The organism is Microbacterium sp. (genome assembly GCF_047607225.1).
In the GTDB taxonomy this organism is placed as follows: Bacteria; Actinomycetota; Actinomycetes; order Actinomycetales; family Microbacteriaceae; genus Microbacterium.
This window is the reverse complement of the sequence record NZ_JASGDO010000041.1, coordinates 42521-54934: the sequence shown is the minus strand read 5'-3', so window position 1 is coordinate 54934 and position 12414 is coordinate 42521. Positions and strand designations below refer to the sequence as shown.

The 12414-nt window shown below is 68.9% G+C and carries 13 protein-coding genes and 4 tRNA genes; 6 read left to right on the top strand and 11 right to left on the bottom strand.

What is annotated here, in order from left to right:
- Positions 1–18: 18 nt before the first annotated feature.
- Positions 19–444, bottom strand: coding sequence for a hypothetical protein (locus tag QM591_RS07530; protein ID WP_067160049.1), 426 nt, complete (start codon positions 442–444; stop codon positions 19–21).
- A 143-nt stretch (positions 445–587) separates the two neighbouring features.
- Between QM591_RS07530 and QM591_RS07525 the strand changes: the two genes are divergently transcribed.
- Positions 588–1748: an SLC13 family permease gene (locus tag QM591_RS07525; protein WP_415131160.1), complete on the top strand. Its 1161-nt coding sequence runs from the start codon at positions 588–590 to the stop codon at positions 1746–1748.
- A 12-nt stretch (positions 1749–1760) separates the two neighbouring features.
- Here QM591_RS07525 and QM591_RS07520 read toward each other — a convergent pair whose 3' ends face one another.
- Complete coding sequence (locus tag QM591_RS07520) at positions 1761–2267, bottom strand: glycine cleavage system protein R (protein ID WP_415131158.1); 507 nt, start codon at positions 2265–2267, stop codon at positions 1761–1763.
- Positions 2268–2352: 85 nt separating this feature from the next.
- Positions 2353–3270: an arsenic resistance protein gene (locus tag QM591_RS07515; protein ID WP_415131156.1), complete on the bottom strand. Its 918-nt coding sequence runs from the start codon at positions 3268–3270 to the stop codon at positions 2353–2355.
- Between the two features lie 94 nt (positions 3271–3364).
- Between QM591_RS07515 and QM591_RS07510 the strand changes: the two genes are divergently transcribed.
- Positions 3365–4192 (top strand): SDR family oxidoreductase, encoded by an 828-nt coding sequence (locus tag QM591_RS07510; protein WP_415131154.1) that lies wholly within the window; start codon positions 3365–3367, stop codon positions 4190–4192.
- Positions 4193–4238: 46 nt separating this feature from the next.
- Here QM591_RS07510 and QM591_RS07505 read toward each other — a convergent pair.
- The 3 genes from QM591_RS07505 to QM591_RS07495 form a co-directional block, all read right to left on the bottom strand.
- Positions 4239–4313 (bottom strand) — tRNA-Val (locus QM591_RS07505).
- Positions 4314–4342: 29 nt separating this feature from the next.
- Positions 4343–4416: transfer RNA gene (locus tag QM591_RS07500), tRNA-Cys, on the bottom strand.
- Positions 4417–4471: 55 nt separating this feature from the next.
- Positions 4472–4544, bottom strand: a tRNA-Gly gene (locus QM591_RS07495).
- Positions 4545–4691: 147 nt separating this feature from the next.
- Here QM591_RS07495 and QM591_RS07490 point away from each other — a divergent pair.
- Positions 4692–4764 (top strand) — tRNA-Val (locus QM591_RS07490).
- Here QM591_RS07490 and QM591_RS07485 read toward each other — a convergent pair.
- Positions 4741–5100: an antibiotic biosynthesis monooxygenase family protein gene (locus QM591_RS07485; RefSeq protein WP_415131152.1), complete on the bottom strand. Its 360-nt coding sequence runs from the start codon at positions 5098–5100 to the stop codon at positions 4741–4743. The two genes, QM591_RS07490 and QM591_RS07485, sit on opposite strands and share 24 nt — an antisense overlap.
- 200 nt (positions 5101–5300) lie before the next feature.
- Here QM591_RS07485 and sigJ point away from each other — a divergent pair, with 200 nt between their 5' ends.
- Positions 5301–6218 (top strand): RNA polymerase sigma factor SigJ, encoded by a 918-nt coding sequence (gene sigJ / locus QM591_RS07480; RefSeq protein ID WP_415131150.1) that lies wholly within the window; start codon positions 5301–5303, stop codon positions 6216–6218.
- A gap of 6 nt (positions 6219–6224) precedes the next feature.
- On the opposite strand, the gene QM591_RS07475 is transcribed toward sigJ, so the two are convergent.
- From QM591_RS07475 to QM591_RS07460, 4 genes are all read right to left on the bottom strand, one after another.
- Positions 6225–6782, bottom strand: a complete 558-nt coding sequence (locus QM591_RS07475; protein ID WP_415131148.1) for a type II toxin-antitoxin system PemK/MazF family toxin — start codon at positions 6780–6782, stop codon at positions 6225–6227.
- A 112-nt stretch (positions 6783–6894) separates the two neighbouring features.
- Positions 6895–8133, bottom strand: a complete 1239-nt coding sequence (locus tag QM591_RS07470; RefSeq protein ID WP_067160069.1) for an ammonium transporter — start codon at positions 8131–8133, stop codon at positions 6895–6897.
- A 195-nt stretch (positions 8134–8328) separates the two neighbouring features.
- Positions 8329–9354: a cell division protein ZapE gene (gene zapE, locus QM591_RS07465; protein ID WP_415131146.1), complete on the bottom strand. Its 1026-nt coding sequence runs from the start codon at positions 9352–9354 to the stop codon at positions 8329–8331.
- A 25-nt stretch (positions 9355–9379) separates the two neighbouring features.
- Positions 9380–10597: an alpha/beta hydrolase family protein gene (locus QM591_RS07460; RefSeq protein WP_415131144.1), complete on the bottom strand. Its 1218-nt coding sequence runs from the start codon at positions 10595–10597 to the stop codon at positions 9380–9382.
- 25 nt (positions 10598–10622) lie between these two features.
- Here QM591_RS07460 and QM591_RS07455 point away from each other — a divergent pair, with 25 nt between their 5' ends.
- Positions 10623–11210: a DUF3000 domain-containing protein gene (locus tag QM591_RS07455; RefSeq protein WP_415131142.1), complete on the top strand. Its 588-nt coding sequence runs from the start codon at positions 10623–10625 to the stop codon at positions 11208–11210.
- Positions 11203–12399 (top strand): HRDC domain-containing protein, encoded by a 1197-nt coding sequence (locus tag QM591_RS07450; RefSeq protein WP_415131140.1) that lies wholly within the window; start codon positions 11203–11205, stop codon positions 12397–12399. The genes QM591_RS07455 and QM591_RS07450 overlap by 8 nt, the downstream gene beginning before the upstream one ends.
- Positions 12400–12414: the final 15 nt, after the last annotated feature.

The following is a 12414-nucleotide window of genomic DNA, read 5'->3' as shown; positions in this document are numbered from 1 at the left end:
CCCCCCCGCGGCAGGCGGTCACTGCGAGCAGAGGGTGCCGAGCTTGGTGCTGGAGTCCTGGATCGCGGTGGCGGCGGGCTCGAACTGGTCGAGCTTTCCGCTCAGCCCCTCCATGTCGCCGTCCTCCAGCCCGTCGAACAGGGTGGCGAACTTGTCGACGCTCGCGGAGAGGTCGTTGACGGCCGTCTTGACCTCTTCGTTGGTGATCTTCCCAGACGCCTCGTCGAGCTTCCCCTTGAGGGTGTCGAAGAGCCCCGAGACCTTGGAGAACTCGCCGGCCGAGGCATCTGCCGACACCGATGCGACGTCGGTCTGGACCTCGGAGACGGTCGACTCCGCGATCTTGCACGCGTCAGCCACGGACTGCTGCCCGGAGCATCCGGTCAACGCGGCGACGGCGAGTCCGCCGACGAGAAGGAGGGACAGGGAGGAGGTGGTGCGCATGCGTATCCATTTCTTCGTACTCGGGACCGTTCGCCCGAGCGATTCGGTGATGATGGCCGACGGGGCCGGTGCGAGTCTAGACGGCTCGTGTGACCGGCGCGGCCCGTTCTGCCGACGGCCGCGGCCGCCCGCCATGCCAGATGATGGATCCCGTGAAGCTCGTCCTGGTCGGATCGTTCTTGATCCTGGCATCCGCCGCCGCGGTGACGACCGGCGCGCTCCCCGTTGATGAGGTGTGGGCCATCGCGGAACGGGTGTGGCCGATCCTCGTCTTCGTCGTCGCGGTGACGGTCGTCGCCGAACTGGCCTCGATCGCCGGCGTGTTCGACGTCGCGGCCAGCGCGCTTGCGCGCCTCTCTCGAGGGCGCACCATCGTGTTGTGGCTCCTCGTCGTGGCGTTGGCGACGGCCTCGACGGCCTTCCTGTCGCTGGACACCACCGCCGTGCTGCTGACTCCCGTCGTCATCGCGGTCGCACGCGCCAACGGGCTCTCCCCGGTGCCCTTCGCCTTCGCCACCGTTTGGCTCGCCAACACCGCGTCGCTCGTCCTTCCCGTCTCCAACCTCACGAATCTGCTCGCCGTGCACCGGCTGGGCGGCGCGGATGCCGGTGCCTTCCTCGGACTGCTGGGTCCGTCCGCGGCCGCCGCGGTCGGCGTGACGATCGCGCTGCTCCTGGTGATCCATCGGCGTGAACTGCGCGGTCGGTTCCGTCCCGCGGCAGCCCCGCTCATGTCGGATCGTGTGCAACTGCGCATCGCTTCGGTCGTGCTCGTGGTGCTCGCACCCCTTCTCGTGGTCGGCGTGGAGCCGTGGATCCCGGCCACCGCTGCCGCTGTCATCCTGGTGGCGCTGTTCGCCTGGCGGTCTCCGCGGGTCGTGCGCTTCTCCCTCGTGCCGTGGTCACTGCTCGTCTTCGCCGTCGGGCTCTTCCTCGCCGTCGGAGCTCTGGAGCAGCTGGGGCTCCGCGCGATCGTCGCCGCGATGACCGGTGCCGGTGAGAGCCCGCTCGCGCTGTGGCAGATGTCGGGCGTCGGGATGCTCAGCGCCAACGCCGTCAACAACCTCCCGGCCTATGTGGCACTGGAAGGGGTGGCCGATACGCCGCTGCGCCTTGCCGCGTTGCTCATCGGGGTCAACGCCGGCCCGCTCATCACGCCGTGGGCGTCCCTGGCGACCCTCCTATGGCATCAGCGTCTGACCGCCGTGGGCGTCCATGTTCCTTGGCGTACGTACGTGCTCTGGGGGCTGGTCGCCGCGCCGCTCACGGTCGCCGTCGCGGTCCTTCCATTGATGATCCGCTGAGTAGGGGGCGCGTCAGCCCAGGTTGAGGTCCACCTGGATCTCGTCGGCCAGACGCTCCAGCGCAGCCACGATGGGGGCGGCGTCGGCATCCGCGGGAACCCGAACCGAGACGACGGCCTCGAAGAGCAGACCACCCGCCATCGGCGCGTCGATCGTCCGGCTGGTGAAAGCGTCGATGCTCACCGCGTGCTCGTTGATCGCGCTCGTGACATCGCGCACGATACCCGGTCGATCGTTGCCCAGCACCGTGAACGTCAGCAAGCGTCCCGGGGCGGCCGGGAGCGTCGTGCCGGTGTGGGCGGTCACACGCAGGAGGCCGTCGAGACGGCCGAGAGCAGCCGTCAGTTCCTCGTGACGTTCGTCGGGAACCGAGACCAGCACGACGCCGGCGAATGCGCCAGCGAGCTCCGTGAGCTCGCTGCGCTCCCAGTTGCCGTCGTGAGCGGCGATCGTGTCGGCGAGGGCGCGGACGAGGCCGGTGCGGTCGTCGCCGACGACGGACAGGACGAGGTGAGCCACACCGCCGAGCCTAGCCCTCGACCGCAGGCGAAACCGAAGCGCCCGCGGGTCCGCGCACCGGGAGGAGAGCGGGTACGAGTCGCACCTACACGACCATGCCGACGAGTTCCACGAGCGTCTGGGTCACCACGACGCTGGCGGCGAGGGCGAGGCCCTCGGGGAGCGCGAGTGCCAGTGGCAGCACGACGAGTGAGTTGCGCGTGGCGCCGGAGAAGACGATCGCGCGGCCGGATGGCGGCTCTTGCCGGAAGAGACGCGCAGCGAGAAGGCCCAGCGTCGTCATCGCGACGAGGAAGACGAGGAACAGAGGGACCACGCGCAGGAGGTTCGGGTAGTCGGAGCCCAGCCGGGGGATCTGAGCGGCGACGATGACAAGGAGGGTGACCGTCATGATCGGCACCATCGCGTCGTCCGCGGAACGTACAACAGCGCGCGCGGCCTGCCACCGCCAGGCGGCCCATTGCACGGAGGCGGCAAGGGTCAGTGGAACGACGATGAACAGCGCGAACGCCTCGGCGAACGGTCGCGCGTCGATGCCGACGATCGTGTCGGCGCCGGCGAAGAGGACGAGCCAGAGCGGGAGCAGGCAAAGCTGGAGGATCATCAGGGCCGGCGTCGCGGCGAGCAGTCGATCGGCCGCTCCCCCGGCCATCCGCGTGAAGACGATGACGTAGTCGACGCAGGGAGTGAGCAGCACGAGCAGCACACCGACGAGGAGTGCGGTGTCGTCGGCGACGAACCTGCTGAGGACGAACACCACGCCGGGCGCGGCCACGAAGTTCAGGACGAGCAGGGCGATGAGGAAGCGTGCGTCCCGCCCTGCACGGGCCAGACGTGCGAGTGGAACGCTCAGGAATGTGGCCACAAGCAGCACCATCAGGGCGGGGGTCACCAGTGCCGGGAACGGGCGCACGGAGGCGGGCAGTAAGAGACCCAGCGCGGCGCCGACCATCATCGCGCCGAGGTACAGCGCAACCTGGTGACGCTGCATCCTCTTCCTCACTCGCCCAGCCTACGGATCGTCATCCATCCAGCTGTCGACGGACCACCTGTCAACCCCCGTCTGCGCTCCGCCGATCCCCCGTAGCCTCCCCTCCATGACCACGAATCAGACGCCTCCACGAGAAACAGCCGCCTCCGCGCCGCGCGCCATCGTCACCGCTTCCGATTCCGGCATCGGGGCGGCGACCGCCATCGCGTTGGCAGAGTCCGGGATGGACGTCGGGATCACTTGGCACTCCGATGAGGAGGGGGCCCGTCGCACCGCCGCCGAGGTGGAGAGCCGTGGCAGGCGGGCGCGGATTGCGCGCCTGGACGCCACAGCCCTCCATGAGGTGGCTGGGGTCATCGATCAGTTGGCGGCCGATCTCGGCGGGCTGGACGTGTTCGTCAACAACGCCGGTGGCGGCGGAGGGACCCCGGTCCTCGAACTCGATCTCGAGGAGTGGCGTTCTACGGTCGCCCTCAATCTCGATGGCGCGTTCGTCGCGATGCAGGCAGCCGCCCGGCACATGGTCGCGGCGGATCGGGGTGGGCGCATCATCGCGATCACGAGTGTGCACGAGCATCAGCCGCGGGTCGGGTCGGCCGCGTACGCGAGCGCGAAGCACGGGCTGGGCGGACTGGTCGCCACGATGGCCCAGGAGCTGGGATCCGCGCAGATCACCGTCAACGCGGTGGCGCCCGGAGAGATCGCCACTCCCATGAACGACATGGAATCCGACGATGCCGACGCGACACACCGCCCCGGCATCCCCCTCGGGCGGCCGGGGCGACCAGAGGAGATCGCCGCGGTCGTGGTCTTCCTCGCCTCCCCCGCCGCCTCTTACGTGACCGGCGCCAGTTGGGCGGTCGACGGTGGCATGCTGCAGATGGGCCCGCAGGCGGGGTCCCACCTCGCCGACGACGCCTGGCGAGAGGGATGATGACATGAACGCAGAAGGACCCCTGATCTCTCAGGGGTCCTTCTCGTGGTGGGCGATACTGGGATCGAACCAGTGACCTCTTCCGTGTCAGGGAAGCGCGCTACCGCTGCGCCAATCGCCCGAGATGATGCTTCCGGTCGGGACCGGGAGTGGAGGTGGCGACGGGATTCGAACCCGTGTAAACGGCTTTGCAGGCCGGTGCCTAGCCGCTCGGCCACGCCACCGTGTGTGGTTCGACCCACGTGTCGTGATCTCTCCGAAGACAGATCCCCGCACTCGAGCGGATGACGAGACTCGAACTCGCGACCCTCACCTTGGCAAGGTGATGCGCTACCAACTGCGCTACATCCGCGTGCTCCCTGGTTGCCCCGGGCGCTTGATCGACTTTAGTCGACGAACGGCCAAGTGCAAAACCGGATGACATCCGCGCGTGTCCCGGCTCGGATTCGGTGCAGGCCCGCCCATCCGGTAACATCGGTTGTCGGCCCCTCGGGGCGACGGGCGATTGGCGCAGTTGGTAGCGCGCTTCCTTCACACGGAAGAGGTCATCAGTTCGAGTCTGGTATCGCCCACTCCTCTCCTTCCGAATCTTCCGGCGCCGTCTCCGCAGCGCTGAAGGTCGCGACCGTCGTGAACACGCCCGGTCGAGCGCTGGCCAGTTCCGCTGTGCGTCGCGCGTAGCTCGAGGCGCCCGGGGCGGACTGGGCTGCCGAGAGGTCCTCCGCGCTGTGCCATCGGGCGACGTTGATGATCCTCGTGCCGTCGGTGCTCACGAGCAGCTCGAGCGACACGAACCCTGCGCACCGCGAGAACACGGTCGCCGCGCCCTCCCGGAGATGCGCGAGCACCTGTTCCCGTGTGTCGGGGTCGATGTCGATGACGTTGACGAAGGTGACGGGTCCGGTCATGAGGGTCCTCCAGATCTGCGATGAGACGAGCGCGTCGGTCGGCGGCTCTCAGAGAGGACGACACAACGCTTCGATGTGTGAGGTCCGGCGGAGAAGTCCGACCTCACGATTCCCTTGGCTGCGTCGTCTTGTCGTCGAGAGGATGGTGACCAGGCCGGGCGCGCGTGACGCCGGCGCCGGGTCAACGGGAGGAGGGCACGGTGGACGACGAGACGGGTGCTCCGGATGCGGACGCCGCCGCTGCGGCCGAGCGTCCGGCGCTGAGAGGTCTCACCTACCGGATGCTCGGGTCGGTCGCCGATGCTGAGGACGCCGTGCAGGAGACCTACGTGCGCTGGTATCGGATGACATCGTCGCAGCGGCGGGAGGTGCGCTCGCCTCGGGCGTGGCTGATGACGACGGCGGGGCGTATCGGGGTGGACATGCTCACCTCCGCGCGTGCCCGGCGGGAACGCTACAGCGGGCCCTGGCTCCCCGAGCCCGTCCCCGGCGGGTCCGCGTGGACGAGCGGAGGGCCAGCCGCGGTCGATCCCGCCGATCGGATCAGCACCGACGAGTCCGTATCGATGGCCGTGCTGATCGTGCTGGAGGCGATGTCACCCGCTGAACGCGTCGCCTTCGTGCTGCACGACGTCTTCGGCTACACGTTCCCCGAGATCGCAGACGTGGTCGGACGGTCGACGCAAGCGTGCCGTCAGCTGGCATCGAGCGCGCGTCGACGTGTCCACGGCTCCCGGCGACGCCCCGTCGAGCCCGACGAGCACGCGGCGGCCGTGCGCGCGTTCCGGTTCGCGTGGGAGACGGGAGATACAGGGCAACTCATCGGTCTCCTCGACCCGGATGCGACCGCCGTCGTGGATGGCGGCGGGTCGGTCTCTGCCGCCGCGGAACCGGTGATCGGTGCCGGAGCGGTCACCTCGCTGCTGGTCGGCGTCTGGGATCGCGAGCCCGGTCTCGTGCTCGCCGAAGAGATCGTCAACGGGTGTCTCGGCCTTCTCGCGCGCTCGCGCGGTGAGATCAGGGCGGTGGTCAGCGTCGACCACGTGGGCGGCCGGGTCGCGGCAGTCTGGGTCGTGCGGAACCCCGAGAAGATCCGGGCGTGGTCGGCAGTGTCGTAACCCCGCTCAGAGCTCGATGGCCCAACCCCAGCGGCGGTGCAGCGCTTCGGCCACGATCCGGTATCGACTCTCGTCGAGGATCGCGGCCTCGCGGCGCAATCCGGTTTTGTGGACGCTGTACACCTGATCCAGGTCCAGCCACGACGCCCGACCGGCGGTATCCCATGCTCCGGTCCCGATCGGGAGGAAGTCGCGGTCGCCGTCGTGAGCCTTGCTCGTCAGCTTGACGGCGAAGACGCGTGACGCGTCCTGACGCCCGATGACCAGGACCGGACGGTCCTTCCCGCGGCCGTCGTTCTCGGCGTACGGAACCCACGTCCAGACGATCTCACCGGCGTCGGGATCACCGTCGAGCTGCGGCGCGTACTCGATCCGCAAGTCTTCCGCCGGCGGTGGCGTGACCTCGACGGTGGCAGTGCCGGCGTCCTCCACAGGAGTGGTGGTGTGCGGCGGTGGGACGGAGTCCGGCGTCGGTCCCCACGTCCGCAGCCGGGCCTGCGCCGATCGCACGATTCCCGACAGGAGATCTCGAACGATGCCCGGGCGCGGTGAGGACGGCGTCATGGCCGACAGGCTAACAACCCTCGATGCGGCTGGTGGAGAGTGACGAACGCCGAGGGGCGCCGGACCGGTGTCCGACGCCCCTCGGCGTGCTGTGTCCTGCTGATCGCGGGGATCAGTCGACGAGGGCGTAACCCTCTTCGCCGTGAACGACCGTGTCGATTCCGGCGATCTCGTCCTCGTTCTTCACGCGGAAACCGAGCGTCTTCTCGATGGCGAAGCCGAGGACGTAGGCCACGATGAAGGAGTACACCGCAACCACGATGGAGGCGATCACCTGGAGGAGCAGCTGTCCTCCGTTGCCGCCGGTGAACAGGCCCGTGTTGATGGCGAAGAAGCCGAGGTACCAGCAGCCGATGAAGCCGCCGACCATGTGGATTCCCACCACGTCGAGCGAGTCGTCGTAGCCGAGCTTCCACTTCAGCTCGATCGCGAGGGCGCAGACCGCTCCGGCGATGAGGCCGAGCACGAGCGCCCAGATCGGGTCGAGGTTCGCACAGGCCGGCGTGATCGCGACGAGACCGGCGACGGCCCCCGAGGCGGCGCCGACCGAAGTGGCCTTGCCGTCCTTGAGCTTCTCGACGATGATCCAGCCGAGGATCGCTGCGGCGGTCGCGCCGAGCGTGTTGATGACGATGAGGCCCGCACCCGTGTTCTCCTCACCGAGGAGGTTGAAGGTTCCTTCGGCTCCGGCGTTGAAGCCGAACCAGCCGAACCACAGGATGGCAGCGCCGAGCATGACCAGCGGCACGTTGTGCGGCTTCTGGATGCCCTTCTGGAAACCGACGCGCTTGCCGAGGACGAGGGCGAGTGCGAGGGCGGCCGCACCTGCGTTGATGTGCACGGCCGTGCCGCCCGCGTAGTCGATCGTGCTGTAGTCGAAGCCGAAGGCCTGGCCGAGGTTGAAGATCCAGCCGCCGGCGCCCCACACCCATGCTGCGACGGGGAAGTAGACGAGGGTCGCCCACAGGCCTGCGAACAGCAGCCACGAGCCGAACTTTGCCCGGTCGGCGATCGCGCCCGAGATCAGGGCGACGGTGATGATCGCGAAGGTCGCTCCGAAGGTGGCGCCGACCAGCTCGGAGCTGGTGTACCCGGCCAGGGCGAAGTGCTCACCGAACGGGTTGCCGGAGAACTCGAAGCCCCAGCTCTCGCGCTCGCTGATGCCGGCCATGTTGAACCCGTACAGGATCCACAGGACAGCGACGAGCCCCATCGCACCGAAGCTCAGCATCATCATGCTGACGACGCTCTTGGCCTTGACCAATCCGCCGTAGAAGAACGCCACACCGGGCGTCATGAACAGTACCAAGGCGGTAGCCGCGATCGACCAAGCGAAATTGCCTGAATCCATGAGAATCCTCATTCGTGTCGTGTTACTCAGATCCCGTAGCGACCGCGGGCAATCGGGTGTGCGGCTTTCCGGGCGCGACCAGTTTCGCGAGGCGCGGTTACCGCTGGCACACGTGTCGTGTTTCCAGTCGGTTACGGGGTCGACGCCCACGTAAACTTCACGTTTCGTGCCGCCGGGCAGGCCCCGGGAATCGGCTCAGGCGTGGGTGAGAGCGACCAGGCGCGAGATCGCGCGGAGGTACTTCTTGCGGTATCCGCCGGTCAGCATGTCCTCGGAGAAGACCTCGTCGAGCGGGGTCCCCGTCGCGCGGATGGGCAGTTGCGCGTCGTACGCGCGGTCGACGAACGCCACGAAGCGCAGGGCCGCGGACTGATCGGTCAGTTGTGACACATCCCGCAGACCCACGAGCGACAGGCCATCGATGAGGCGGATATAGCGGGAAGGATGCACCGACGCGAGGTGGCGGATCAGATCCGGGAACGCGTCATCCGAGGCGAGCCCCGGAGCGCCGCCGATCGCTTCCGCATAACGCTCCTCATCCCATGCGACCGCGTGGCCGTCGACGGCGCGCTGGCGGTAGTCGGTGCCGTCGATGCGGATCGTCTGGAAGCTCGCCGCCATCGCGTGGATCTCCCGAAGGAAGTCCTGAGCGGCGAAACGTCCTTCGCCGAGCGCGTTGGGGGGCGTGTTGGAGGTTGCGGCCAGTTTCGTCCCGCCCGGGACCAGCTCGCCCAGGAGTCGCGTCATGACCATGGTGTCGCCCGGGTCGTCGAGCTCGAACTCGTCGATGCACAGGAGGTCTGCTCCGCGGAAAAGAGCGACCGTCTGCTGATAGCCGAGCGCGCCCACGAGGGCGGTGTACTCGATGAACGAGCCGAAGTACTTCCGACGGGCGGGCACCGCATGGTAGATCGCGGCCAACAAATGCGTCTTGCCGACACCGAATCCGCCGTCGAGGTAGACACCGGGCTTGAGCTGCGCCGACTTCTCCCGTCGGCGGAACAGGCCTCCCCCGCGAGGCGCGGTCGCTCCTGCGCCGCTGAAGGTGAGGAGGAGATCCTTCGCCGCCTGCTGAGAGGGGTACTGGGGATCCGCGCGGTACGTGTCGAACGTCGCGTGATCGAACTGCGGCGGAGGGACGAGCGCGGCCACCATCTCGCTTCCCGTGACCTGCGGAGAACGGTCGGTCAGGTGCACGATGCCGGCCGGAACGTTGCTCACCCCTCAAGCCTAGACGGGCGATGTCTCAGCGACGCGACGCGGCGGGGGGCTGCGGGACCAGATCGTGACGCTCGAGCCACGCGGTGATGCTCCGGCTCCACCGGTCCTGGTCGTAGTTCCAGAGCTTGGTGTGACGAGCCACGCAGAACGTCTGCATCTCGACCAGGTCCGGTCGCGCCGCGACGAGGTCGTACGACGCGTCGGGCGGCACGAAGCCGTCGTCGTCGCTGTGCAGGATCAGCACGGGGTGGCGGAGCTCCCCCGCGCGGGCCACGGCGTCCAGCCGCTCGAACGGGATGCGAGCCTCCGTCCCGGTCAGAGGCGTCGCCCAGTCGGTGCCCAGTGCTCCGATCGCGAGGCCGGCGACTCCCGCCGGGAGGCCGAGCTGGCGCGCCTGATAGGAGAGGACGCGGCGCCAATCGATCACCGGGGATTCCAGGACGATCCCGGCGAGGAGATCACGGTGGGCGGAGTTCAGAGCCACCTGGAGGGCGATGGCGCCGCCCATCGACCATCCCATGACGATGATCCGCCGAGCACCCCGCTTCCGCGCGACACCGATGGCGGCGTCGACGTCGCGCCACTCCGTGGCCCCGAGCGCGTAGGCACCCGAACGACTGCGTGGGGCCGAACCGTCGTTGCGGTACGACACGAGCATCGAGGTGATGCCGAGCCCATGGAAGAGGGGAACCGCGCGCAGGCACTCGGCGCGCGTCGTGCCGCGCCCGTGGACCTGGATGACCCACGTGTCGGACGGCTGCGCGCTCGGGAAGACCCAGGCGGGGCACGGCCCGACGGCGGCGCCGACCAGCTCGGACTCGAACGGGAGATGCAGCTGCTCGGGGTGGTCGAAGTACCAGCCGCTGAAGGCCGCATCAGCCGCCAGCCGCGAATCCGGTCCGATATGGGTGAGGAGCTTGCGCGTCACGGTCGACTCGTCGTCCGACAACACCGATCCGACCTTCACGTAGTCGGCCGTTCCTGCCGTGAACAGTCCGTAACGTCCGGGGAGGACGGTGTCGGCGGTCTTGCTCAAGGTGATGGTCTGCGCGGCCACGTCGACATCGACGATGCGCGTGTCGGCGATCCGACCGGCGGGGGTCACCACGCGCCGCGCCATGCGGCCGGCGATGACGGCGAGAAGGGCCAGCGTGGCGCTGAGGGCTACCGTGAGGCCCACGATCAGGGTGTGGAGCACTGCCGGAGACGGAGATGCGCCAGCGGCGCGCCTGGAGGCGTTCATCGTGGGCTCACTTTAGTCTGTCGATGTGGATGACACCCGTCCCCCGCGCGGCCTCGGCTTCGCGCACGCCGCCGAGGCGCTGCGAGCCCTCACCTTCCGTGATGACTTCGTGGTGCGCGAGATCGCGGCGCCGGCTTCGCTGGCGCCGGACGCCGTGGCGTTCGCCGGCGACGTGCGGCCGTCCGCCGACGGGGTCGATTCGGAGTATGGCACGGGTCGGTTCGTCCTCCTCCACAACGACGAGGAGCCCGACCAGTGGGGAGGGCCCTGGCGGATCGTTTCCTTCGCCCAGGCCCCGCTGGAGCCGGAGATCGGAACCGATCCGCTGCTGGCTGATGTGGCCTGGTCGTGGCTCGTCGACGCGCTCTCGGCACGGGGCGCGGCCTTCCACGCCGCCTCCGGCACAGCGACGAAGACGCTCTCCAAGGGATTCGGTACGCTCGCGGAGGAAGGTGACGGCGCGCAGATCGAACTGCGGGCGTCTTGGTCTCCGGAGGGAGACCTGACCGCTCACCTCTCCGCGTGGGCCGAACTGGTCTGCATGCTGGCGGGACTGCCGCCCGGATCGGAAGGAATCGCCGTCTTCGGCGCGCACAGGAACACACGTGGCTGACTACATCGTTATCGCCGACCCGGAAGGACTGCTCGACGCTGCTGCGGCGCTCGCCGCCGGAGAAGGTCCGGCCGCCGTCGACGTCGAGCGGGCGTCCGGATTCCGTTACTCGCAGCGCGCCTACCTGATCCAGGTCTTCCGGCGCGGCGCCGGCGTGTTCCTCTTCGACCCGCCGGCGATTGGCGACATGTCTGCACTCCAGGAGGCGATCGGCGATGTCGAGTGGGTTCTCCACGCGGCGAGCCAGGACCTGCCGTCGCTGCGCGAAGACGGCCTGGAGCCGCCCTCGATCTTCGACACGGAGCTGGCCGCCCGGCTTCTCGGACACGACAAGGTCGGGCTGGGGGCGGTCGTCGAGGACACGCTCGGCATCACGCTGGCCAAAGCGCATTCGGCGGCCGACTGGTCCACGCGGCCCTTGCCCCAGGCGTGGCTGGAGTACGCCGCCCTCGACGTGCTCCACCTGGTCGACGTCCGCGATGCGTTGGCCGACGAGCTCGCCGAGCAGGACAAGACCGACATCGCCGCGCAGGAGTTCCACGCCGTGCTGACACGGCCCGCGAAGCCTCCGCGGGAAGAGCCGTGGCGCCGCTTGAGCGGGCTGCACAACGTACGGGGCCGGCGAGCGTTGGCCGTCGCCCGCTCGTTGTGGCAGGCGCGGGAGGACTTCGCGCGGGCCGAGGACGTCTCCCCCGGTCGGCTCGTGCCGGACCGGTCGCTGGTGGCCGCCGTCATCGCGGACCCTGCCACCAAGCAGGACCTCGCAAGACTCAAGGAGTTCACCGGCCGGGCAAGCCGGACGCAACTGGACCGGTGGTGGTCGGCGATCGAGGCGGGACGTGCCGCCGAGAGCCTGCCGCTGGAGCGGACGCCCGGAGAGGGGCTGCCGCCGCCGCGTGCGTGGGTCGACCGCAACCCGCCGGCCGACGCCCGCCTGAAGGCGGTCCGTCCGCGCATCGAACAGCTCGCCCTGGATCTCCGGATGCCGACGGAGAATCTCCTCACCCCGGAGACGCTTCGCCGCGTCGCGTGGGCACCGCCGGAGCCTCCCACTCCCGACGCGGTGGCCGCCGTTCTGGCCGATCACGGGGCGCGGCCGTGGCAGATCGAGCGCACGGTGCCGGTGATCGTCGAGGCGTTTGTGGAATCCGTTCAGCCCCCGGCACAGGCGCCGGAAACCGCTTCGTAGGTTCGATCCAACGGT